Here is a 23,738-nt window from a genome sequence, read left to right on the forward strand (position 1 = left end):
CATTCTATGTAATGTTCCTAAAGAGATTCTATGTCTGGATGATTGAAAACGAATATGTGGATCTTTCAAAGGAGAAGATCAAACGGATAAAACCCCCAAGAGAAGACCGTAGAACAAAACTTCCTGAACAGCTACTCTCAAAAGAAGAAATAGAATCGCTGCTCAAAAATTGTTTATCTTCAAGAGACCGGGAGTTAATTGCACTTCTCTATGAATCAGGCTGCCGTGTTTTTCTTTCTGTTTGTCTTCTTTCGATTCAACAAGACACCATATGCCTGCTTCGAGCATTGCTTTCCCGATCTTTCCGTATGCGGGATACTGCTTTTCAAAGGCTTCGATGTCTTCCTTTGTTACTTTTCTTGAATTTTTCTGTATGGTCTCACCTAAAGTCGTGATGTTTTTGCAATGGCTTGCAGCGGTTTTTTTGTTTTTCTGTTAACCACCAGTTTTCTGCAAACCCATTTTCCGACGGCGTTTTGGAAATCCGCGGGGATTTGGTCGTCACTAAAAAGAAATGTTAAATCCCGGTCGTCATTGTTGCCGGCATTTCCCAACGCTTAATTATTCTGTCTGATTTTTGGGATTTAAAGTTTAGGGGGGGAGTTTGGATGTGAGATATTAGAAGAATGTTTTGGATTTAAACATATTATGAATTCATTTTCCAATAATTTAAAAAATAATTCACTATTTCAATTACACTTAATATTATCAGAATTATGCAGAATATAATTGTTGATATGAAAACTACAAGTAATCCTGTTTCCAGATTTATATTTAAAAACTTGAATGCTGGAGTGAGATAATTTGGAGTCAGTGCTATCAAAATAAGTATCATAATTAGAAAAATGAGAATAAAAGGTGAAATTGGAATTTTTTTCATAATTTTACTTCATTTTTTCTCTGCCTTAATCTCTTCTGAATGCATTACTTCAGATTCTATCCCTTTAATGAAATCAGAAGTTTTTTTCTCAATATCATCCGAGAATACTTCTCCTACTCTCAACAGAAGGGCAATAGCCCATAATACAATAATTATGAGGATAATTCCTGCGAGTACATTGAATATGCTTGATAAAAAAGGCAGGAAAAATAAATATGCGATTACAACAACGAGAACATAGGCCAGACCACGAAATCCTCTCTGGTATTTGAGTAGTTTTTCTTCCTCTATCGTTTCTTTTCTTAATGTTGCAACTGCAGCATAAGATGCAATAGCATCAGTGATTGCTTTGACATCTCTAAGCACGGCAAACAAAATGATCAGCAAAGCAATCAGAACAATTGCAGCGATAAGCTTTTCAAGTCCAATCAGGCCGAGAAAAGTGGGATCACTTAGGAATCCCGAGAGTGGAAGAAAGATATAAACTGCAAATAGCCATATCAGAAAAGCTATAACCAATTTTACAAGGACTTTTGGAAACTTTTCTGCAACTGTTTTTCTTGCCTCCATCATTACATCAACAGCGGTTTCTGTCATGGTTATCTCCGATGCTACCTAATGTTCTATATTCTATTTAATATTTATGTGATTTTTTAAATCGAATTTTCAATTTTATAATCAAAGTACATATTAATGATTATTCACTATGACCTCACTTTCACACCCCATGTCTGCTCTTAAAAATCAAAAATGCAAACCATATTTTTCATGAAAATTGAGATTTTGAATAACATCATACTCCGGATCCAATAATGAGTGCAGCAGATATCAACTAATGTCTTAATATCGGAAACATTGGTAATTTTCCCTATAGTGTGAGAAAATCTTTGTTCTTTTAACTTTTTCTGGTAATTATTGGAATGTGTTACAAAATATTCAATTAAATCTTTGTAAATAAGGAAAAAAGCTAGAATGCAGAGATATATTGATATTTTATTGAGGTCTTTTTTCAAAACGATTTTTATATTAGCTAAAGAGGAGATCGTAGAATACAAGGTTTCTGTGAGGATGCATTTTTTTGAATCTGGTCGGCTTGAAGGGCAATTTATGCATTACTTTGTGATAAAAGAGTTTTTCGTGATAATATCAGGGTTGCCATCCCGGACAAAATCAATGATAAAATCTATTGGGATAATTCAGTCCTCTTTTTCTTCAGGTACCGGATTTTTAAAAGTCATTGTATGAAGTTTAATCACACCATTGCATGAATTGCAGACATAAAAATCCTGAGTCCAGCAGGATGAGCATGCCCACCGCCCGCAGAGTGTGCACTGTTTGATCTCATTAAGTGGAAATGAATCATTGCACAGATCACAATAATATTTTGAAAAAGTAGAGGGATCTTTCTCAGGGAAATTTCCCTGTTTACGCATGGTTACAATATCCCCCCGAAGCCTTGAATACAAATTATCCCGCCTTTCTTTTTGCTCACTTGCCGGGAATCTGTTCTTCAAGAACATTAAGACGCTCCTCCAGATTTGTCAGTTTTGCGTTCATGCTTTCTTTAAAATCCTTAAGGACGGCTGTTTTGCTTTCGTCTGCCAGAATCTGACTATTTTTATTATTGCAAAATGATCTGACCTGATATTTATCAGCCAGAGACCACTCGGAAACCATCTCCTCAAAATGACGATCAAGGTACTCGTCAACGCGGCCCTCTATTGGCCGGCTGATTGACAATTCACTTGTAGACCCCTTGAAATAATAATACATGATGAATGCAATAATTGCAATGAGGATAACAGCTGAAAGGAAAAATTCAAGCCATGTCATTTTCTGACCTCTTTAATCTTTGAAAGCCTCTTTTCAAGAACATTCATTCTCTCATAAGCTTCATCTTCAAACAATTTGATATCCCTGATGTCTTTTTCAACCGAATTAAGACGGATTATGAAATCTCCAAAGTCCTGTCCGGTTCCAAGATTCCACTCATTAATAATATATTTCATCCGGCTGTCAATGTAGGTATTCATATAATCGTCAAAGCCGCTCATAATTCACCTTCTATCTCGCTTATTGCGGATTCGAGTGCCCTGGCCCTCTCTTCAATAATCGTCTTTTTGCTTTCAAGCATGCTGATTTCGCTGCTGACGCCATCAAGCCTGTGTTCAAGATGATCAAGAGTGCTTAAAGTCACCAGATCCCACTCAGAGATAAGTTCATTGAAATGCGAATCAAAATACCGGCCCATCTTCTTTTCCATAGAAGGCATAACTGAATTAATTCTTCCCGGTATCCCTGCAAGTGTCTCCGAGAAAGAATGTTTTTTTTCCTTCCCGGAAATATTTGTTTCATACATTTTAATCACCGGATTTTCCTTTCATCATCTTTTATTTTCTCGATCATACGATCGAGTTTTGTGTTTTTGACCATGTTCTCAAGTTTTTGAATTCTCTTTTCTACAGTGCTTTGTTTGGCAAAGATCGTGGATTCAAGCTCGTTGTTTTCCTGGTCAATTTTGTTAATCTCTTCGAGACTTTCAGGAGATATCCGGAAAAAGGGCTGACATCTGCTTTTGTATTCAAGAGTCATCAGTTTAAGTTTCTCTTTTTCCAGATCAATTTCAGCAAGTCTTGGCGTCACTCTTCCTAACTGGATTTCCCTGATAATATAGTAGATAATGATAAGTCCGATAAAAAGCAGAACAACCCACATCAAAGACTGAAACCACTGCCACCACTCCGGGTATAAAGACTCTATGGCCATTGTATCTAGTCTCCTTCAGAGTTCATCCTCCTTTTTGCCGGGCATTATTTTTTCACCGATTTCTTTCATCCCTTTCTCAATAGTTGCCCCCGCTTTAGATGTCTCTTCTTTAATGGTTTTCCCTGTATTGCCTGCTTTTATTCCAATCACTTCTGTGAAAGGAATCTTTCGTTTAATTATGACAGTATCTCCTTCAAGAGCACCAAGACGGGCAATGTCTTCAGGACTCATCCTTATGACATCCGTTTTGACCATACTGTCGGCAAACACAGAAACAACAATTGGTTTTGATTTTTCCTCTTCACCAGTAACAGCTTTCATTACTTCGAGATTCTCCCCCACTTTAACCTCTAAATCTGGCAATAATGATTCATGGACGCGTACTCGTCCGCTGCTGGGGAAGGATCTTGTTTCGATTTTTAACTCAATCCCTTCCATAATAGAGGGTGAAATGGGCATTATAGTATTTAGATATTGTGTGAATTCCAAGTATAATTTAAAAATAGTATAAATATTAAATATAAGTGTTGTTATGATGAAAAGAGAAGATAATCATCTTGTTTTCATCAGAAATTCAGATAGATCTTTTTTTATGATAAATCCGTTCATTTCAGTATATTTCTGCGCATTAAAGCCATTACGCCCGGTTTTTTATTTCTTCTGATTCTTGACTGCACAGGGGATATTCCTGCGCCTGGTTCCTCAAACATTTCCTTATTCAGCCTTTCATTAATTTCATCAAAAATTTTGTTGTAGGCAGCGCAGTGAGGATCGACTGCTTTAATCTCTCCATTTGTTGGTGCAATTGCGTTATACGGGCATCCTCCGCGGCAATAATTAATATGTGGACATTCCCCGCACTCTTTGTCAACAAAGGATTTGAATCCTGTCATCAGTTTTCCTGCATCAGAATTCATTAAATCATCGATTGAGGGTTTTTCATATACATTTCCCATGACAAACTTTGGCATCCCGACAAAACGGTAGCACGGGTAGATATTTCCGTCAGGTCCCACTGCGAATGTGCTTCCCATACAGTCTGCAAAAGTGCAGACACTTCCATTCCTTGTAAAAACACATCTGCACAGGTCGTTGACATTCATTATTTCAAGATCATTTATATGCTCAAGAGATTTGTCAAGAAGATATATGAGCAGTTCACCGTATTTTTCAGGAGATAAAGCCCATTTGTCAGGATTATTGTCACGCAGAGAGGGAAGTGCCGGGTGAAGTTTTAAGGTAAGACCGTTTTCAAGGAAAAAATTCAGGATTTCATCTTTTGATTCCACTGACTGACCGGTGAATGTGCATATGAATCTTACATTCAGGCCGTTTTCCTTTGCAATTTTCCAGCCTTCCATTGTCTTTTCAAAGTAACCTTCTCCTCTTTGCGAATCATTAATCTCTTTTGGCCCGTCTATACTTGAACCAATTGGAATTTTATATTCAGCAAGGATTTTTGCAATTTCAGGTGTTAAAAGCCAGAGGTTTGACTGGAGTGCAAAGTCGGGCGTTAAATGGGTAAGTTCTTTTGAGAGTATCGGTAGTGCCTCTCTGTAAAATTCAGGACCTGCAAGAAGAGGTTCTCCTCCATGAAATGTGAATGTGACGGGGATGTCCTTTAAATCTTTAAGCCATTCTGCAATTGCCCTGACGGTATCAATAGTCATTACCGGTGAATTTTCATCTGAACTCCAACAGTAACTGCAGTTGCACGGGCAGCCGAGAGTAGGTATAATCATGACATGGAAGGGATTTTTCATAATAAATTTACTGTTTTGCTTAAGTTTATTTTTGCTGTTTTATGTCCGGAAATATTTCACAAATATTATTTTAAAAGATATTTAAACAAAAAATATCTAAATCTCTTTTCTTTTAGATTTTAAATGTAGAATCATCTTCCCCGTTTTTTGAAGAAAGATAATCCGGGTGAATCTCCTGCCTGGAAATAACTGCCAGAATCAGAACAATTATTCCAATAATAAACGAAGCAAAGAAAGCCAGATCAAAACCGGCTGTCAAAACTTCCAGTTTCATACTGGCAGGTGTATCCTGTACAATTCCTCTGTGTGAGGCTATAGTCAGAATACCCTGGACAAATATCAGGTTGGATATTGCGATCCCGATTGTCATCGGTGCAAACCTTTCAAGACTTGTTAAACTCGAAACCATCCCCTGATATTTCCTGGAAACAGAGTTCATTATCATATTGGATGCCGGAGTGATTATCAATCCAAGACCAAAACCGATTACCAGGAGACACATAATTACAAAACTCATCGTTGAGTCAACACGCAGAAGGGTTGTCATGAAATAACCTGCTGAAATTATAATACCGGCTGCAATACAAAGAACTCTGCAACCGGTTTTGTTGATTAACATTCCTGCAATAATTCCGGACACCATCATTGCAAATGATAGAGACGTGAGTATCAGTCCGGCGGTTGATGTATCAAATCCCTGTACATACTGAAGATAGAAGGGAAGGAGATAGTTGATTCCGGCAAAACTGAAGAAAACAAGGGCCATCATCATATTGGTGAAGATGAAGTTTCTGTTTTTGAAAAGTCTAATGTCAAGGAGGGGTTCCGCCGTTTTTAGTTCATGCCATACAAAGTATCCGAGAGAGAATACAGCCAGAACTGCTGATAAGAGGATAACTGGTGAAGTCCATCCAAGAGCCTGTCCTTCCGATACTGCAAAAAGCAGTGTTGCAAGTCCGATGAAAATAAAAGCCGCTCCTCCTTTGTCAAAGCCTTTGAGTTTTCCTGTTTTGACCGTCGACGGAATTACCCTGGCACCGAGGAACAGTGCAACCACTCCGACAGGCACATTTATGTAAAATATCCAGTGCCATGATAAATACTGGGTTAGCAGTCCTCCGATTGTCGGTCCGATCGCTGTTCCAAGAGCTGCGACGGTCATTATGATTCCCATTGCTTTTCCTTTCTGATCCATTGGAATAAATGCAGTTATCATTGCAGGTGCAATAGCTGTAATCATTGCTCCTCCAACTGCCTGCAATACTCTTGAACCTACAAGAGAGGAAAAAGAATTCAGGATTTCAGGTATGAAACCGCATGCAAAAGAACCTGTGGTAAATATGATGAATCCTGATAAAAATACTCTTTTGAATCCGATAACATCGGAAATTTTTCCAAATATCAGCACACATCCTGCCATTACAAGAAGGTAGGAAGTGGCAACCCAGCTCACTGTTCCCGAGGATATGTCAAAAGCCTCCGAAATGGTTGGCAAAGCAATATTTACAATTGTCCCGTCAAGAGAAGACATGAAAGCCGCCATTGAAATGGCAATAATTAATAGTAAAAATCCCGAATTAGAAGAGTTGTCTTCTGAAGAACTCATATAAATTAGTGGTTATGCTCATTTTATTATTTTTCGTTTTATTTTGAGTTTTTCATTTTTTAAGAAGATCACTTTGCTTATCCCAGTTTTTGATATTGCATTAGCATTTATGATATAATTTTTAAGTACCTGCTATCCTCTGATAGCGAAGTATTTTATAAGGGTGTGATTAATATTTAGTATCGTGCATAACACAGTAATGTTTAATGATTAGATAAGCCTGTGGTATGAATTATATGATGGAATTTGAAAATGAACATCCAGTTTAAAAAAGGGGTTCTCGATTTATGCGTCCTGTCACTCCTTTCAAAAAAAGAGTGCTATGGTTACGAAATTGTGCAGGTGATCTCAGATGCTGTGGAGATTTCGGAAGGTACTATTTACCCTTTATTAAGGCGCCTGAAAAAGGATGGATACCTCGAAACATACATACTGGAGTCAACCGGAGGTCCGCCCCGGAAATATTACTCCATTACTGAAAAAGGTCGTGAGATGGAACAGAATCTTAGAAAAGAATGGTTTTCATTTGTTAGCAATGTCAACCTGTACCTCTGTGAGGATCAGAACAATAAAACCCCTTATCCTGAGGAGAGATGAAATAAATGGAAAAATATGAATTTTTTGAAATATTGAAAGAAAACCTTGCCAGACTTCCTGTTAATGAAGTGCAGGAGATTGTTTCGGATTATGAGGAACACTTTGCTTTTGGATTAGAGGCAGGCAGACCTGAAGAAGAAATTTGTGAAGCGCTGGGAAATCCGGCAGATATCGGAAAAAATCTTGTTGCTGTTTCATATATTGATGCAGCAGAAAGAAGTGGTTCTTTAAAGTCCCTTTTCTGTGCAGGAGTTGCGGCGGTTGGTCTTGGTTTTTTTAATATTCTTTTTGCCCTTGCTCCGGTAGTAGTTTTTGCCGGGATAATTCTTTCAATATTTATGATAGGAATTTCATTTGTTCTTGCAGGAGGAATTGTTGTGTTTTTCACTGTACTTCCTGAAGCCATTCCCCCTGGTGCCACAGTTTCTCTTCCGTTCAATACTTTCTTTGCCAATATTGCAGCATCAGTTGGTTTTATGGCAGGAGGTATCCTGATAACCATGTGCGGAATTTACGTGACAAGATTTTTTGTAAGAATCATGGCCCGATATTTTAGAATGAATGCTTCAATCATTAAGGGGGCCTACAAAAATGATTTTTGATTTTAGTAATATTGAGCCTGATCCGTTAGTGAGGAAATTAGTATTCAATATATTTGTTTTAATGCTTGTTTCATTCGGAGCAGGTATAATTTTTAATTATTTTCAAATATGAATATATCCTATTTTTTCACAGTATACAATCCCTGCAGTTTTGTTCACCGCATTCAATATTGTCAATTTTCCATTTAAGCGCCCATTTTTTTATTGATTTTATGATTTCAACAATTTCAAGTCCGCTTTGTGTTAGTGCATACTCTGTTTTGACAGGGAATGATTCTGTGATAACTTTTTTTTCTACCAGGCCTTCATCTTCAAGTTCCTTTAATCTCTGTGAAAGAACTTTGGGTGTAATTCCATTCAGAGAGCTCTTTAAATCTGAAAACCGTTTTACGCACCCTTTACCTTTGTAAAGTTCAAGGATTATTAGAAGTGACCATTTTTTTGTAAGATATTTTACTGTTTTGTTTACTGTGCATTCTTCATCCATAGTATACATTCAGAAACTTTTCACTATTTATAATTTAGTATCTTAATGATACTTTGTATCTTTTAGATACTAAAATTGTGAGTTGAAAGAAATGTATTGTTTCCAGTGTGAAGAGGCAGCGAAAGGATGTGGCTGCACAGTAAAAGGTGTCTGTGGCAAGGATGAACAGACAGCAGAATTGCAGGATGTTTTAATATATATTCTCAAGGGAATATCCAAAAGAAACATAAAGGCAATTGCAAATGGAAAAGGCAACAAAGATGCCGGAATATTTATTGCCGAATCATTATTCGCAACACTTACAAATGTGAATTTTGACAAAGAGCGGTTTAGAGAACTTATAAATGAAGGAATTTTAATTCGTGATTCAATCCCTCCGGCAGATGAAATTGAACATGATGCATGTACCTGGCTGCCTCAAAGTGACGAGGATATAAAGTCAAAAGCAGGTATGGTAAGTGTACTCGCAACAGAAAACGAAGATGTAAGATCACTTCGCGAACTCCTTGTGTACGGGCTGAAAGGAGTCGGGGCCTATTATTACCATGCAGCAATTCTGGGGTATGAAGATGAAGAGATAACAACTTTCATTCAGGAGGCACTCGCATCAACGCTAAATGATTTAACTGTCGAAGAAATGGTTGCAAATGTTTTGAAGTGCGGTGAAATCGGAGTGAAGACTCTTGCACTTCTTGACACTGCCAACACTACTGCGTATGGAAATCCTGAGATAACAAAAGTATCAACCAAACCAAAAAACCGCCCGGGAATTCTGGTTACAGGGCATGACTTAAAAGACCTCGAAGAACTGCTTCTTCAGTCTGTTGGCAGCGGTGTGGATATCTATACCCATGGTGAGATGCTTCCCGCACATGCATATCCTGCCTTTAAAAAGTACGATCATCTTATCGGAAACTACGGCGGATCATGGCCTTTTCAGAAAGAAGAATTTGAAAGTTTCAACGGCCCTGTGCTTGTTACAACAAACTGTCTTGTTCCTCCGAAGGATTCATACAGTGACAAGGTATATACAACCGGTCCGGTCGGTTTCTCAGGTCTGAGGCATATTGGAACATCGGAAAACGGAGGGAAGGACTTCTCCTTAATAATTGAGCATGCCAAAAAGTGTCAGCCTCCAAAGGACCTTAACTTAAAAGATGAGGGTTTTATCAAAGGACTGTTCAGGAAAAAGGATGAGGGCGAAAAAGATCTTATTACAGGATGTGCCCATGAGGCTGTTTTGTCTATCGTCGATAAAGTTGTGGATGCCGTCAAAGCCGGATCAATTAAAAGATTTGTAGTAATGGCCGGGTGTGATGGAAGACACAGTGAAAGGGATTATTATTCCGATTTTGCAAAGGCTCTCCCCAAAGATACTGTCATCCTGACAGCAGGCTGTGCCAAATACAGATACAACAGCCTTCCTCTTGGGGACATAGAGGGAATCCCCCGTGTTATTGATGCCGGACAGTGTAATGACAGCTATTCACTTGTTGTAATAGCAATGGCACTTGCAAAAGCCTTTGATGTTGAGTTGAACGATCTTCCGATATCATACAATATCGCATGGTATGAACAAAAAGCGGTACTTGTTCTTCTCTCACTGCTTCATCTTGGAATAAAGGACATTACTCTTGGACCTCGTCTTCCTGCCTTTGTCTCCCCTGGTGTTTTGAAGGTCCTTGTAGAGAATTTTGGAATCCGTAAAAATTCAACCGTGGAAGAAGATCTTAAGCTGATGGTTCCTGAATAAATACAAACATAATATTTTTTTGGAATTGTCCGGCAGTTTGATTTCCTATAAAAAGTATAAGGGGGTTTATGGTTGCCGGAAATAAATTTCCAAAAATCACTGCAGAGACACTTTTGGGGAATGAAATAACTCTGCCTGACGACACTGCCGGAAAAGTGACTGTTATTTTTATTGCATTTGTCAGAAGTGCACAGTCTATGATTGATTCGTGGATGATTCCGTTTGAAAAAGAGTTTCCGGCAGATAAATCAATTGTTGTCTATGAAATACCAGTAATTGATTCTCCTCTATGGAGGCCTTTTAAATCAGTAATTGACGGCGGCATGAGATCCGGAATATCGCCTGATAAGCATGACAGTATAATTACTTATTGCAAAGATGCATCCCTGATTACCGGAGAACTTGGAATAAAAGATCGTTCCCTTGCTTATATTTATATTCTTGACCAGAACGGTGTTATTATCTGGGAAAATAAGGGCTATGCTGATTTGGCAGGTTTGTCTGAGATGAAAAATATTCTTAGATCCATAAAATCGGGCTGACCTAAGTTTTCAATAATATTTCAGTCATCATTGAGGGTAATGTATATTCTGAATAAAATTTATAAAGAAATCTGTCTTTGGATATTCAGATAATGGGCATTTTTTAAGGCTCATCTTTTTTTGGCAACATCACTGCTATTGCTCTCCCTAAAAGCCAGATGACAATTGCGATTATGAACCAGGTAGTAGTGCTGTATAATTCAGTAACGGCACCTGCCAGAATTACGATAAAAACCAAAGAGAATAATATGCACCTTATTGACTTTATCTGATTAATGCTGATAACTTTCAACCCCCTGATTATTATTTTTGCCTGCTCAATGAAGTACTTTCATTAATATATACTGATTGTATGATTATAATTGCAAACTGGAACTCTTATTTTATGACTTAAAAGCAGTTATAAATTCTATTTTTTTGAAAACACATTCTATAATAAAATGAGAAAAGGTTATCCGGTAATAAAAACACAATACTGTGTAATACATAGTATTGAAAATTAGTCATGACAACTCAGTTTAGGAAAGGTGTTTTGGACTTATGTGTCCTTTCTCTCCTTTCAGAAAGAGATTATTACGGGTATGAGATGGTGCATGAGATCTCAAAAATTATTGAGATATCAGAAGGTACAGTCTATCCCATTCTAAAAAGGCTTAAAAGTGAGGGTTATCTGGAAACATATCTGAGAGAATCGCAGGAGGGCCCTCCAAGAAAATATTATCGCCTTACAACGGATGGCAAAAGAAAAGAAAATGAAATTCGTAATGAATGGATCTCTTTTTCAAAAAAGGTAAATTATCTCCTTAAAATCAATAACAGAAGTGAATAGTAATCTGGTATATATATGGACCAAAAAGAGTATATTGAAAATTTAAAGCTTCATCTTAAAGGATTTTCAAAAAAAGAATCTGATGAGATAATATCAGAAATAATGGAGCATTTCAGATCAGGCATGGAACTTGGTAACAGCGAGGAAGAAATTAGCGCCATGCTTGGAAAACCCTCAGATCTGATTCTGGCGTATCTTGAGGAAAATCCGCCTGCATCCTCTGAAAAAATAAAAAAATCTCTGAGAAGTATAAGAAAACCTGTTATCGGAATAACTCTGTTAATTTTGATTATATCTGGCATATTCTTTGGATCAGCTTTTTATTCCATGTTAAATATTGAAATTTATGGAGGTGGAGATTCTAAACCCTCTGTAAATCTCTATTCTCTTTTCAACTGTACACAGGGACAGGGATATTTAATCCAGGACGATATGACAATTGCTGAAAAGAAAAATCCTGCAGTTTATCTGGCAATTCTGAAGTTTTTAAAAGATAATCCTGATTCAGAGTATTGTGGGCTGATTAAAAAACCCGGTTTTTTTGCCGGATTAATTAATTCAGATGAAACCATTCATCTAATCTTTAGCCGGATGAACAGTACTGAAATTATTGATTTAAAGCCTGTTTTACTTGGGGAAACAGAGGAAATATACGAAAGCAGTATATTCCCTGAAAATACCGGACAGATCAAACCCTCTTTGGGAATGAAATTATTCCGGCTGAAAATACCTGTAAATGAAAATCTAACCGAATATATGACGATAGATTTCTGTGATCTATGGCGTGATTCATATATTCTTGCTGGAGATAAGTATATTTATTCGCACAATGCAGGAAGGTTTTACGTAAACCATCTGGATGGACAAGGTTTATCGGTGGATTATTATGAAATGGGAAAATTCATCCCCCGTTCTTATTATAAAACCAAAGATGGGATCAATAATGAAAAAATGATAACATTCACATCAGTCAGCGGGTTTACGTTGAATGATTCTGATATTAATGATGGAATTCCATCTGACAGAATTTCAGAAATACACGTATGGAAAACCGGCGGTATACCTTTTTGTGTCTATTCAGGAATAATGACTTCAATAATGGTTGATCCGGGCATGAATGTCACTTCAGATTTCAAAAGCGTTAAAAATATTAATTTTTGCATGAATTATGACAACTATAACGACTATCAGCCTTTTGTGGATGTCTCAGAATTATTGGAAAAGTGCATGGCATAAATGTTTCCTAAACATTTTATTGTGATAATCTATCAAAAAATAAGCCCTTTGCCTTAAGGGTAATGTTAAAATGGGCAGAATATTTAAAAATCCTTTTTTCCTGAAAAAGAGTAATTTTATTTTTTGATTTAAGCCTGACAAATAATAATATAGAATGAGCTACATTTGTTCTAAAAATTGAGGGGGATTTATTTATGGCTGAAAAGTCAGATACTGAAAATGAGACGAGAAACAGGTTTGTTGCTCATAAAAGAAGTGTTGTAAGAAAGCCTTCATACCGGTCTTCAAAGGATCAGGCAAATATGTGGAGAGATTATCAGAAAAGAGATATCAGAAGTTCTGATATAGAATTTCAGCATCCGCATCAACGAACATTCAGGATTTCAGAAAAGCCCTATGAAAGGCCGCCAAGAAAAAAAGTAAAATAAAACAGTAAGAAATCTCTGAATTTTGTATTTATTCAAAAATCAGAGTATTAATTTTTTAATTTTGAATATTCTTTGTTTTCAGGGCATACGTTAAAAGAAATCCTGCAAGAATTATAATCATTACAAAGATCCATCCTGCAATATTTGTCCAGTCCGGATATCCTCCATATGAGCTGAAAATTCTTTGATAAACAGTTCCTCCAAGAATTAAAAGCAGCATTGCAGGTGCAATAACTTTAATGCATATCTCCCACCATTTCCCGATTTTAACATCTGAATTTTTATTTATGAATTTTCTCATCAGCTTTGGTCCGTAAACGTAACCTATGACAAGTGCTTCAAGGAGTCCTACAAGAACAAGTACAAATGAACTCAGGTAATAGTCAATTATGTCAAGGTAGTAATAGCCTGAATTGGTTGTAAATAAGAGGCCTGTCAGGAATCCGAAAAGGCAGAGAGATAAAGTAATCAGAATTTTAGGTTTGTTGACGTAATCGTGCACAGCAACAGACACTCCTTCTATTGTTGCAAAAGCTGAGTCAACTCCAAGAGTCATTAAAAGTATGAAAAACAAAAATCCGAAAATTTGGGCACCAAAAGGCAGAAGGGATATGCTTGTCGGGTAAGTCACAAATGCAAGTTCAATTCCCCCTTTTGCAACTTCCGATACAGGTATTCCCTGTTCAAATGCAAGGTAGCCAAGTGTTGAAAATACCGCCAGACCTGCTGTAATTGATGTGGCACTGTTTGCTAATGCGATAACAATTGCACTTTTTCCAAACTCGGTATTCTCAGGAAGGAATCCTGAATATGCAATCATACATCCCCATCCAAGAGACAGTGTGAAAAAGATCTGTCCATATGCTGACAGCCAGATTCCCGGATCAGATAATACTGAAAAATCAGGCGTTAAATAGTAGACAATTCCGTCCATTGCACCCGGAAGCGTTAAACCCTGTATTATAAACAAAATTATCAAAATCCATGGCAAAAGGACTGTTAATAATATCATTTTCTCAACGCTTTTAACTCCTTTGTATATTGAGAGAAATAACCAGGTCCATGAAATAAGAAGTCCTGCTACCACAAGGAGGTTTATACCTTCAATGCCTCCCACTGTCGCGGGAAGATTGAGGAACTGATCAAAAAAGAAGGTCTCTGCCTGTCCTGCATATTCCTGAGTTAAGGAAAATACAGCAAAATCCGCTGACCATGCCATGATTACGGTATAGTATGTCATGGTTGCAAAACCTGTCAGTATTGCAAGCCAGCCTACAATTGCATACTTTTTTCCCAGAAGTTTTGAAAATGCTGCCGGAGCGCTAAGTTTCGTTTTATATCCTATTGAAAATTCAAGTAATAATAACGGAATTCCGGCTGTCAGGAGGGCAATAAAATATGGTATTAAAAATGCCCCTCCTCCATTTGAATATGCAAGATAGGGGAATCTCCAGACATTCCCTATCCCTATTGCAGCGCCAATAGATGCAAGAATAAATAGCCCTCTTGAGCTCCATTGCTGTTTATTATCGCTTTGCATGCCCTAGTCATTTAGATCTGAAATCATAAAATGGGTTGTGATGATAAGGAAGAAAAAATGAGATTGCAAATTTTATTCATATTTTTTTAGTTCGATTTCAAATTTCTGAAAATTATCGTCTAAAACCGGAACTATCAGGAGAGCAGTCTTTTTTATGCCTGATTTTTCAGATTTTTCTGCTCTGATCAGATATTTGTTTTCCTTTCTGATTATAGTTGAAAATGTGCCGTTTACATCTGTAACACCCTGTGCTATGAGAGGGTCTGATGAACTTTCGTTCAGGAGATATACTTCAATGTAAACTGAATCGGTATTTTTTCCCGAATCATCATATAATACCAGTAATATCTCTTTTGAATTAAATCCATGTTCTTTCAGGTACGATTTTTTTGTGACGGAATCAATAAGATTTGCAATATTACCGTATATCACCGGTTTATTCCCGGAAAGGTAAGATGAGTAATTTTCAGAGAGTACCGGATATTTAACTGTTGTCAGAATTCTGTCAAAAACATACCACTGATTGTTATATTCTGTTTCAGGGTATGTGTGATCAACTCCTTCCATTGTAATTATTCTTGTTTTAAGCCCTGTAATATCATTAATAAGATATGATATGGAAACAGCAAACTCACTGCAGTTTCCCGTTTTAAAAATTGTGAAAACTTTTTCTTTTCCATTCATATTGAAGAGATAGTGGTAAAGAATGAAATGGAATTTTAAGACACTGTTCTCCGGATATATTGTCCGTGCAGGAATTGGTGAATCAGGTTTTCTCCATGCAGTTTCAAAATTTTGAAAGTAAGTGTCAGTAACACCCCATGCACTGTTTAGTGGGTCTTTACCATTTTTAATTTCATTATCGAAAAGTGATGAATAATCTTCTTTTATCGTTTTGTATTCCGATTCTATTTCAGCTATTATTGCCATCTGTGGTCCGAGCCAGATTATTAGAATTAAAATGATTATCAGAAGTGAATGCTTTTTTGCGGGATATTTCGTTAAAAGAAAGGCTGTGATTATAATCAGCATAAGAAAGAGGATTAGAAAAAGTAAAAATTCATAATCCGAAATCCCTTTGAATATTTCAATGTGAAAGGCTAAAAATATAAAATATGCAGATATGATTATAAAAACAAAAATAAGTGTCAGATATTGAAGCGTTTCGGGCAGTTTAATTTTAGCAGGTCTGTCCGGGATTTTCATCAGGATTAATGAAATGTCAATAATTCATAATATAGTTAGTCCCGTTGAATGTGTAATTTAATTTAAAATACATGTTAGGGAAAATAATGAATTTTCAAAAAAAATTATCTTCTTTTTTATTTCTGTTTATCTGGTCAAATCACTCATATAAACGCCGGTTCCGAGCCACCAGTTCTCATCAACGGGTTTGACATATCCCAGCTTAAGTTCCGGCTTGTTATCATTTGAAGGGTTCTCCCATCCGAAAATAACGTAGCCACCTCCCAATTTAGCTTTTTTGCTCAGAACTTCAACTGAGCGTACTCCATAAGGTCCTGTTTTTTCATTCAGGTTTTTGCCTGTTTTATCTGTCAGGTAGGGATGCGCTAGCAGTGTTCCGTTAAAATCGTATGCATAGATGTAAAGATTGCCCTGAACAAATTTTCCGCTTGTATTGCTGATCTCGGCTAATGCTTTCTCACGGCCGTTTTCTTTTGCAAATTCTACTGCATTATTTGTAAAATCAATTTCATCCTGAATTACTTCGGGCATTTTGTTGTTTGCTTTATCAATATACTCTGAGAGGTATATGCCGGAACCAATCCACCATTCATCATCGATCTTTTTGACATACCCGATTTTTGGTTCATATAAATCTGATGCTGATTCATTTATTTCTCCGGATTTACCCGGGGAAGGGTACATGTACATAACATAACCCTCTCCGTTCCTTGCAGCATCAGAAGAGGCTTTTACAAATTGAAGCCCGTTTGCAGTCGTCCAGTTCAGCCTGTCAGTGCCGACCAGTTCAGGCTGGTACGGATGAGCGATCAGGGTTCCGTTGAAGTCATATGCATAGATATACAGATTTCCATCAATGAATTCTCCGTTATTGTCGTTAAAAGCTTTCAAAGCTTTTTCTTTTCCGTTTTCTTTTGCATAACCGGCCGCTTTATCCATGAAGGATACCAAAATATCTTTTCCCGATTCAAGACTGACTGAATTTTCAGTTTCCTCTGTGATGATCACTTTGTTTTTTTCATCATCATTTATGCCATCTCCGGAAATACACCCGGCTGAAAAAATACATAATGAGAGAATTAACGAAAAAATTAAAATAAATTTTTTATTGTCCATCTAAAGAAGATTAAACATTTTTTAATAAAAAGCGTTCGGATTAATATTCTGCGATTCTTTCTAAGCATACCTGCGATTTTGATAAGGTTAAAGTTTAAAGTCAGCTTTTTTTAGCATATGAATTTATGATCCAAAATTGCGCATTATGACATGTATTTTGAAATTTTGTTTTGTAAAATCCGTATGAAATGTCATTTTATCAAATCAATTCCAACAGGTTTAATAATGTCTAATGCCAATCTAATTAGGCAACAAGTATGACCGGACCTGTGGTCTAGCTGGTTATGACGTCGCCTTTACACGGCGAAGATCTTGAGTTCGAATCTCAACAGGTCCACTCCTTTTGAAAGATTTTAAATATCTGTATTAAAGTGGAAGTTTCATTTTCAGGCAGTGCCTGAAATGTTATTTTATGCAATTTATCAATTAAATATTTTAACCGTGAATATTTTTTTTAGATATCCAGTTGAATAATTATTTTGAACATAATGCAATGATATTTTGATTTTTAAGGATAAAATCTGGTAAGGGATAATGTGAAATTTGAAAGAAAAGAAATTCTTATTTTATTTACAGCAGTGATATCAGGATATTTTTTTGGAAATCTTGCAGGAAGCGTATATAATAATATAATATTACAGATTCTGGTAACAGTTATTGCAATAATACTGGTTGATTCCCTGCTTTCACACATATTAAGGAAGTACGACTTTTAAAAAAATATTTATCCAAATTTTTCTTCTAACATGAAAAAGGCATTTTTGGCTTTATGCAAATATAGCTTTAAACATTTATTTCATGCATATTAGTGAAATTCATTCAGAACGAAAAAATCCAGTAAAACTGCAATGATCAGTATGAAAATCCCTGCGGCTGCGAGTGGAAGTGTATAATATTTCACAACTTTCCCTGGTGAATCATTGGTTGTTCTCTGCACAAGCCAGAAGAATGGATCTGTAACATATGATATTGTGCATGCACCTGCACTCACAAGAAGAATCATTACAAACGGGTGAATTGTACTAAATATTCCTAAACCTGATAGTATTTCGGCTGATATTACTCCTGTTACAACCCTTGACCCCTGCGCAGTTGCAAGTATGGCTGCGATCAGAAAAGGAATCAGTATTACAGGCATGAAATCGGGATAAATATTTATCGCATCATTTGCAATTCCGCTTTCAACCATTACAAAACCCAGAGCCCCGGCACCGCAGAGATCAAAAATAATAAGGCCTGCATGCTTTGCGCCGTCATTAACGCAGACATTTCTTATTTTTGGATTTGCAAGCAAAAAGGCTGTAACCAGTCCCGAAAGCATTATGAAATTGATAATCCCTGTGTGTGAGAGGCCAAGCAGAAAATACCCCAGCGGTATTGCGAAAATCATGACAATAAATGGAGCCCACGCTCTTTTATGGAATGAAATATTTTCATTCTCTAAAGAGTGAACGATCTGACTTCCCATTTTATCCCTGAGAGCATGTTCTGCTTCTGATCTTTTCTTTTTGATGTAATGCCTGCCCAAAAATACGAAAATAACGAGAATTGTAATAGATAACGGAATTGATATTGCATCAAAAATCAAAGGGTTTTGCTCTTTTGAAAGGGCTTCATAAAGCGGGATTGTTACCGGAGTTGGAAATACCAAAACATATGCAACTACTCCTGATACCGCTGCAAGATAAAGTCCGATATTTTTTATATTTTTATTCTTTTCAAGTCCGCTTATGATCGGTGCAAGCATTATGTAGGCAGTAATGCAGCATGTGAGAGGTATCGTCAGAAGATAACTTGAAATTGCTGATATGGAGGCAAAATCCCTGATTTTTTTGTTTATATCGGATACAATCTCTTCTATATGATTCTGTTTTTGCATTGACTTTGCGATAACAGATCCACAGAAGATCAAAATCCCGAAAGCCATAAAGGTCTTTGACATACCCCGGATGATCTGGTTTATTATTGTATCCGGGTTTAATCCTGTCAGAATACCAAATAAAAAAGCACCGCCTATAAGTGTTAAAAACGGCGGCACCCTGTATTTAAAGCTTGCAAATGATATCAGGATGAGAACAATCAAAAGAACGGCTAAGGTATCCACTATCTAATAATTGGAAATTTGGCATATAAAAACAGATGCGTTTATATGAATCCTTTAAAACAGAATTCACATCATCATGTGAGATTCCCCGGAACTACTTGCTCAGGAAATAATCCGGCAGGATTAATTTTGAAAATAAAGGCAGATTCCTAAAAATCATTTTTTGAAGAATTGTGTTCTTATTAGAAATCAGACCTTATGTTCCTGTGATTAAATATTGTTACTGATTATTGGGCTAAGTTTATCTGCCTTATGTGCATTAATAAAGTCTGTATGACTTCTCCTTTGGAATTTATTGTCGGGGGCGACCTTCGGAAAAGTGATGAAACGCAAGATGTAATTTATCCTTATACAAACCGCCCATACAGGGCAGTCTTTCTTGCAGATGAAAAAGATGCAGAGGATGCACTTGAATGTTCTGCTCAGGGTTTTTTAAGGACAAAAAAACTTTCCGGATACCAAAAAAAAGAAATTCTTGACAAACTTGCAGGACTTATCGAACAAAATCAGAAAGAATTTGTTGAAATCCTTATAAAAGAAGGCGGAAAGGTAAGAGATCTTGCGACAGCTGAAGTTTCAAGGGCGGTTGAGACCCTGAAAATTTCAGCTGAGGAATCTGTAAGACTTGGCGGGAGTCTGATTCCACTTGACAGAACAAAGGCTGGTGAAGGACATATTGGAATAACGCGGAGATTTCCGGTCGGACCTGTTCTTGCTATAACTCCTTTTAATTATCCGTTGAATCTGGCCTGTCACAAAATAGGACCTGCAATAGCTGCAGGGAATTCATTTATTCTAAAACCGGCGTCCAAGACACCCATATCGGCGCTTCTGTTTGGAAAACTTATAATTGAGGCCGGTTATCCAAAAGATGCGGTAAATGTTATTCCATGCAAAACAAGCATTGCCGAAAAAATGGTTAGTGATGAGAGAATCAGATTTCTGAGTTTTACAGGGAGCCCTGATGTCGGGTGGTATCTAAAATCAATTGCTCCTAAAAAGAAGGTTGCATTAGAACTTGGTGGAAATGCCGCCGTTATTGTACATAATGATGCTGATATTGAGATCGCATCCCGAAAAATTGCAGTAGGAGCTTTGGCCAACGCAGGACAGGTATGCATATCCGTTCAGAGAATATTTGTCCAGAATGATATATACAAAAAATTCATCGACGCATTAAAAAGTTCTATGGAAAGGATTGAATTTGGTGATCCTGAAGAAAGCGGTGTAATTCTTGGTCCGATGATATCAGAAGATGCAGCTTCCTTTGCTTATGAAAAGGTGGATGAATCAGTATTTATGGGTGCAAATATTACTATGGGCGGTTCAATATCCGGAGCGCGTTTTCCACCCACAATTCTTGAGAAAACGACTCCTGAAATGAGTGTAAATTCTACTGAAATTTTTGCACCGGTGGTATCTGTCCGTGGCTATGATGAATTTGAGGAAGCGCTAAAATATGCAAATGAATCTAAATACGGACTCCAGACCGGGATTTTTACAAGAGATATAGGAAGAGTGATAAAGGCTTTTGAAAATGCAGAAACCGGTGGGGTCATAATAAACGAAATTCCCTCATTCCGGGTTGACTGTATGCCATACGGCGGGATTAAAATGTCCGGCACAGGAAGAGAGGGTCCAAGGTATGCGATAATGGAGATGACAGAAGAAAAACTGCTTGTACTAAATAATCTGCAATGATGTCAGAAATAAAAATTATAAAATCCTGAACTCGTTGCATAATTTTTTGGTTTTGTTACCAACTCTATTCAAAATATTTTTCATTAACTGGTATTTTTTGTAATATCAGTCATCATTTTAAAATATATATTAAAAATGAATTGGGCTGTTATCAACTGATTATTCCCTTATTAATGGGATTGGTTTAATGAAGATATTCTCAGCCACTCCTGAAACCAGAATAATTTCATTGTTATTTTTAGTATTTTTAATTACAATAACACCATTATCTTCAGGTTTTGATATTTTTTTGATAATGTCACCTTTTTGTATTCCCATGCATTCGAGATCAGATTTGTAATCACGAATTTCATTAATAATTCCGGATTGTTCTTCTTTTAGTTCTGATGCTTTTATTATCATATTTTTCCTTTATTTGAGATCATTATCTGTAAAAACAGATTTTAATTTAGTTTCTCTCACCCTGTTTTTCAATAATTGCGCCGTAATTATATGGTTTATCAAGTGTAAGGCTTCCCTGCAATGATTCTGTTGGAAGTTCAGCTCCTACCGTTTTTTTATTGTTCGGGTAGAGTGTGGTTCCTACTGTCCTGTATGGAATTCCTGCATCAATAACATCCTGTCTGGTCTTTGGATTAAAAGATTTTTCAACATCCCTGTAATTGTATGCAAAAACTGTTGCTCTTAGATCGGAACCTGTTCCGGTTGTTCCCATCTGGTTTGTACTGTCATAGTTCACCGACACAATCAATGCATTATTGCCTGAATCCTTTGCATTTACTGTGATTTTGGTTGAATAAATATCATCACCGATAATCAGAACAGGTTCGGTTACTTCATAAGGCTCTTCGGTAGGGATTGTCGTTTTTTCCGGTGTTATTTCTTCATCAATGGTCGGAACCGGTAATTTTGCTTCTTCTGTCCCTGTGCATCCTGCCGTTAATATTAATCCAATAATTAAAACTGCCATAAAAAATGCTGTTTTTTTCATAATTGAAAAAAGAAGTTCATGGTAGATTAATCTATTCCATTGAACTCTCATTTTTGAAGTCTGAATAATATGCCGTAGTTATAGGGCTTGTTGATGTCAATAGAACCTCCTGATGGAGAATCTTTGACCTCTATTTTGTCAGTGTAAACAGTTCCCGGATATAAGAGGATATTTCTGGATTTGTATGGGATGTTTGCGTTAATTATGTCATCATTGGTTTTCGGGCTGAAATCTGCCGGTACCGAATCAGTGTTGTATACAAAAGCCGTCACAACAATATTCCAGCCTTCCTGCCCCATGGAGATGCCTGACTTTTGCGTATCAAGTGTGTAGTATACCAAAACCGCCTGATTGTCCTGGACTGTTTTTGCATCTGTTTCAATTCCTATCTCTTCAGGAATGCCTTCGCCTCTCATGATTACAGGCTTTATGATAATTTCCTCTGTTGGTGCAGGTGTCTGTGTGTATAAAGGAGTCTGTGTTGGTGCAGGAGTTTTTTCAATATCACTGTCACTTCCTGTGCAGCCTGAAAATATCAGAAATAGAAACAGGCACAATATCACTAATATAAGAGAAATTTTTTTCATTTCATTATCCCCCTTTTTTTTATATCCTACATTGGTTTATTTGGTTATATTTTTTAGTAATCAAAACAATTTATCCTATAAGATAAATATGGCTGATGATGAATATCCGACTGTCGAAATAGGGGGAGAAAAAATTCCCTATGATCCTGAACAGCTCCGGAAAATAAATGAGCATCCCTGTTACAGTGAAAAAGCATGCCACAGTGCTGGAAGGATGCACCTGGCGGTTGCTCCAAAATGCAATATTCAGTGCAATTACTGTGTCCGTGATTTTGACTGTGTAAACGAAAGCCGTCCAGGTGTTTGCAGTGAGGTTTTAAGCCCGGAAGAGGCTATTGAACTTGTAAAAAAAGCTCTCTCCAAGTTTCCTTACATAAAAGTTATAGGAATTGCGGGACCCGGTGATCCTCTTGCAAATGAGGAAACTTTTGAGACACTCCGTCTCTTAAAAGAGGAATTCCCGACACCAATTAAATGTCTGAGTACAAACGGGCTTCTCTTACCGGAGAGTATTGACAGACTTTTAGAGTATGATGTTGGAAATGTAACCGTAACAATGAATGCAGTTGACCCTGCAATCGGAGAGAAAATTTATTCCTTTGTTGAATGGGAAGGCAAAAAGCTTCATGGAAGAGAGGCGGCAGAGAAACTTCTCTCCCAGCAGCTTAAGGGAATTGAGATGGCAGTTTCAAAGAAGATGCTTGTAAAAGTTAACACTGTTTTTATTCCCGGAGTAAATGATCATCACATTATAGATATCGCCAAAAAAGCGGGTGAGATGGGGGTTTTCACATTCAATCTGATACCCGTAATTCCACAGTATAAATTTAAAGACATCGTTCCACCAACTCCAAAGGAGAAGAGGGAGATGCAGGATAGTTGTTCACCCTTTGTCCGCCAGATGAGACACTGTCAGCGCTGCCGCTCGGATGCAATCGGAAAGCTTGGACATGATGTCCAGGACTGCCTTTATAACAAAAAGGATTAAATTTTTTCTTTTCTGA

General features: G+C 37.0%; 28 protein-coding genes and 1 tRNA gene. 11 read left to right on the top strand and 18 right to left on the bottom strand.

The window, feature by feature from the left end; all coding sequences use genetic code 11:
* Positions 1-889 precede the first annotated feature (889 nt).
* The 9 genes from F1737_RS02580 to F1737_RS02620 all read right to left on the bottom strand — a co-directional run bounded on the left by F1737_RS02580 (position 890) and on the right by F1737_RS02620 (position 7,015).
* The gene (locus tag F1737_RS02580) at positions 890-1,477 is read right to left on the bottom strand and encodes a hypothetical protein (protein ID WP_317137221.1); all 588 of its coding nucleotides are present in this window, start codon (positions 1,475-1,477) and stop codon (positions 890-892) included.
* 599 nt (positions 1,478-2,076) lie between these two features.
* Positions 2,077-2,394: a hypothetical protein gene (locus F1737_RS02585; RefSeq protein WP_408669672.1), complete on the bottom strand. Its 318-nt coding sequence runs from the start codon at positions 2,392-2,394 to the stop codon at positions 2,077-2,079.
* Complete coding sequence (locus F1737_RS02590; protein ID WP_317137223.1) at positions 2,369-2,713, bottom strand: hypothetical protein; 345 nt, start codon at positions 2,711-2,713, stop codon at positions 2,369-2,371. Before F1737_RS02590 ends, F1737_RS02585 begins: the two co-directional genes overlap by 26 nt.
* On the bottom strand, positions 2,710-2,934 hold the full coding sequence (locus tag F1737_RS02595) for a hypothetical protein (protein ID WP_317137224.1): 225 nt from the start codon (positions 2,932-2,934) through the stop codon (positions 2,710-2,712). Before F1737_RS02595 ends, F1737_RS02590 begins: the two co-directional genes overlap by 4 nt.
* Positions 2,931-3,239, bottom strand: a complete 309-nt coding sequence (locus F1737_RS02600; RefSeq protein ID WP_317137225.1) for a hypothetical protein — start codon at positions 3,237-3,239, stop codon at positions 2,931-2,933. Before F1737_RS02600 ends, F1737_RS02595 begins: the two co-directional genes overlap by 4 nt.
* A gap of 5 nt (positions 3,240-3,244) precedes the next feature.
* Positions 3,245-3,646, bottom strand: a complete 402-nt coding sequence (locus F1737_RS02605; protein ID WP_317137226.1) for a hypothetical protein — start codon at positions 3,644-3,646, stop codon at positions 3,245-3,247.
* A gap of 15 nt (positions 3,647-3,661) precedes the next feature.
* Positions 3,662-3,967, bottom strand: coding sequence for a hypothetical protein (locus F1737_RS02610; protein WP_317137227.1), 306 nt, complete (start codon positions 3,965-3,967; stop codon positions 3,662-3,664).
* 284 nt (positions 3,968-4,251) lie between these two features.
* Complete coding sequence (locus F1737_RS02615; RefSeq protein WP_317137228.1) at positions 4,252-5,409, bottom strand: TIGR04083 family peptide-modifying radical SAM enzyme; 1,158 nt, start codon at positions 5,407-5,409, stop codon at positions 4,252-4,254.
* Between the two features lie 112 nt (positions 5,410-5,521).
* Entirely contained in the window at positions 5,522-7,015 is a 1,494-nt protein-coding gene (locus tag F1737_RS02620) for an MFS transporter (RefSeq protein WP_317137229.1), read from the bottom strand.
* A gap of 252 nt (positions 7,016-7,267) precedes the next feature.
* Here F1737_RS02620 and F1737_RS02625 point away from each other — a divergent pair, with 252 nt between their 5' ends.
* Both F1737_RS02625 and F1737_RS02630 read left to right on the top strand, forming a co-directional pair.
* Entirely contained in the window at positions 7,268-7,612 is a 345-nt protein-coding gene (locus tag F1737_RS02625; protein ID WP_317137230.1) for a PadR family transcriptional regulator, read from the top strand.
* Positions 7,613-7,617: 5 nt separating this feature from the next.
* On the top strand, positions 7,618-8,214 hold the full coding sequence (locus F1737_RS02630; protein ID WP_317137231.1) for an HAAS signaling domain-containing protein: 597 nt from the start codon (positions 7,618-7,620) through the stop codon (positions 8,212-8,214).
* Between the two features lie 127 nt (positions 8,215-8,341).
* Here F1737_RS02630 and F1737_RS02635 read toward each other — a convergent pair whose 3' ends face one another.
* Positions 8,342-8,701, bottom strand: a complete 360-nt coding sequence (locus F1737_RS02635) for a winged helix-turn-helix transcriptional regulator (RefSeq protein WP_317137232.1) — start codon at positions 8,699-8,701, stop codon at positions 8,342-8,344.
* A 91-nt stretch (positions 8,702-8,792) separates the two neighbouring features.
* Between F1737_RS02635 and hcp the strand changes: the two genes are divergently transcribed.
* Together hcp and F1737_RS02645 are read left to right on the top strand one after the other, a co-directional pair.
* On the top strand, positions 8,793-10,454 hold the full coding sequence (gene hcp, locus F1737_RS02640; protein ID WP_317137858.1) for a hydroxylamine reductase: 1,662 nt from the start codon (positions 8,793-8,795) through the stop codon (positions 10,452-10,454).
* A 68-nt stretch (positions 10,455-10,522) separates the two neighbouring features.
* Positions 10,523-10,996: a hypothetical protein gene (locus tag F1737_RS02645; RefSeq protein WP_317137233.1), complete on the top strand. Its 474-nt coding sequence runs from the start codon at positions 10,523-10,525 to the stop codon at positions 10,994-10,996.
* 103 nt (positions 10,997-11,099) lie between these two features.
* Here F1737_RS02645 and F1737_RS02650 read toward each other — a convergent pair whose 3' ends face one another.
* The gene (locus F1737_RS02650) at positions 11,100-11,288 is read right to left on the bottom strand and encodes a hypothetical protein (RefSeq protein WP_317137234.1); all 189 of its coding nucleotides are present in this window, start codon (positions 11,286-11,288) and stop codon (positions 11,100-11,102) included.
* 240 nt (positions 11,289-11,528) lie between these two features.
* Between F1737_RS02650 and F1737_RS02655 the strand changes: the two genes are divergently transcribed.
* The 3 genes from F1737_RS02655 (at position 11,529) to F1737_RS02665 (ending at position 13,489) form a co-directional block, all read left to right on the top strand.
* Complete coding sequence (locus tag F1737_RS02655; protein ID WP_317137235.1) at positions 11,529-11,825, top strand: PadR family transcriptional regulator; 297 nt, start codon at positions 11,529-11,531, stop codon at positions 11,823-11,825.
* Between the two features lie 15 nt (positions 11,826-11,840).
* Positions 11,841-13,061, top strand: coding sequence for a DUF1700 domain-containing protein (locus F1737_RS02660; protein WP_317137236.1), 1,221 nt, complete (start codon positions 11,841-11,843; stop codon positions 13,059-13,061).
* Positions 13,062-13,255: 194 nt separating this feature from the next.
* Complete coding sequence (locus F1737_RS02665) at positions 13,256-13,489, top strand: hypothetical protein (protein ID WP_317137237.1); 234 nt, start codon at positions 13,256-13,258, stop codon at positions 13,487-13,489.
* A gap of 55 nt (positions 13,490-13,544) precedes the next feature.
* Here F1737_RS02665 and F1737_RS02670 read toward each other — a convergent pair whose 3' ends face one another.
* From F1737_RS02670 to F1737_RS02680, 3 genes are all read right to left on the bottom strand, one after another.
* Positions 13,545-15,029: a sodium-dependent transporter gene (locus F1737_RS02670; protein WP_317137238.1), complete on the bottom strand. Its 1,485-nt coding sequence runs from the start codon at positions 15,027-15,029 to the stop codon at positions 13,545-13,547.
* Positions 15,030-15,101: 72 nt separating this feature from the next.
* Positions 15,102-15,959: a hypothetical protein gene (locus F1737_RS02675; protein WP_317137239.1), complete on the bottom strand. Its 858-nt coding sequence runs from the start codon at positions 15,957-15,959 to the stop codon at positions 15,102-15,104.
* Positions 15,960-16,361: 402 nt separating this feature from the next.
* Positions 16,362-17,351: a cache domain-containing protein gene (locus F1737_RS02680; protein WP_317137240.1), complete on the bottom strand. Its 990-nt coding sequence runs from the start codon at positions 17,349-17,351 to the stop codon at positions 16,362-16,364.
* A 263-nt stretch (positions 17,352-17,614) separates the two neighbouring features.
* On the opposite strand from F1737_RS02680, the gene F1737_RS02685 reads away from it, so the two are divergent.
* Positions 17,615-17,688, top strand: a tRNA-Val gene (locus tag F1737_RS02685).
* A gap of 199 nt (positions 17,689-17,887) precedes the next feature.
* Complete coding sequence (locus F1737_RS02690) at positions 17,888-18,067, top strand: hypothetical protein (protein ID WP_317137241.1); 180 nt, start codon at positions 17,888-17,890, stop codon at positions 18,065-18,067.
* Between the two features lie 89 nt (positions 18,068-18,156).
* Here the strand turns inward: F1737_RS02690 and F1737_RS02695 are convergent, their stop codons facing one another.
* Positions 18,157-19,455, bottom strand: a complete 1,299-nt coding sequence (locus tag F1737_RS02695; RefSeq protein ID WP_317137242.1) for a GntP family permease — start codon at positions 19,453-19,455, stop codon at positions 18,157-18,159.
* A 252-nt stretch (positions 19,456-19,707) separates the two neighbouring features.
* Here F1737_RS02695 and F1737_RS02700 point away from each other — a divergent pair, with 252 nt between their 5' ends.
* On the top strand, positions 19,708-21,156 hold the full coding sequence (locus F1737_RS02700) for an aldehyde dehydrogenase family protein (protein ID WP_317137243.1): 1,449 nt from the start codon (positions 19,708-19,710) through the stop codon (positions 21,154-21,156).
* A gap of 159 nt (positions 21,157-21,315) precedes the next feature.
* Here F1737_RS02700 and F1737_RS02705 read toward each other — a convergent pair whose 3' ends face one another.
* The 3 genes from F1737_RS02705 to F1737_RS02715 form a co-directional block, all read right to left on the bottom strand.
* Positions 21,316-21,558: a FeoA family protein gene (locus F1737_RS02705; RefSeq protein WP_317137244.1), complete on the bottom strand. Its 243-nt coding sequence runs from the start codon at positions 21,556-21,558 to the stop codon at positions 21,316-21,318.
* Between the two features lie 46 nt (positions 21,559-21,604).
* Positions 21,605-22,126: a hypothetical protein gene (locus F1737_RS02710; protein ID WP_317137245.1), complete on the bottom strand. Its 522-nt coding sequence runs from the start codon at positions 22,124-22,126 to the stop codon at positions 21,605-21,607.
* 68 nt (positions 22,127-22,194) lie between these two features.
* The gene (locus F1737_RS02715; protein ID WP_317137246.1) at positions 22,195-22,734 is read right to left on the bottom strand and encodes a hypothetical protein; all 540 of its coding nucleotides are present in this window, start codon (positions 22,732-22,734) and stop codon (positions 22,195-22,197) included.
* An 88-nt stretch (positions 22,735-22,822) separates the two neighbouring features.
* Between F1737_RS02715 and nifB the strand changes: the two genes are divergently transcribed.
* Positions 22,823-23,722: a nitrogenase cofactor biosynthesis protein NifB gene (nifB, locus tag F1737_RS02720; protein ID WP_317137247.1), complete on the top strand. Its 900-nt coding sequence runs from the start codon at positions 22,823-22,825 to the stop codon at positions 23,720-23,722.
* Positions 23,723-23,738 lie beyond the last annotated feature (16 nt).

The sequence above is a fragment of the Methanoplanus sp. FWC-SCC4 genome (assembly GCF_032878975.1).
Taxonomy (GTDB): domain Archaea; phylum Halobacteriota; class Methanomicrobia; order Methanomicrobiales; family Methanomicrobiaceae; genus Methanochimaera; species Methanochimaera problematica.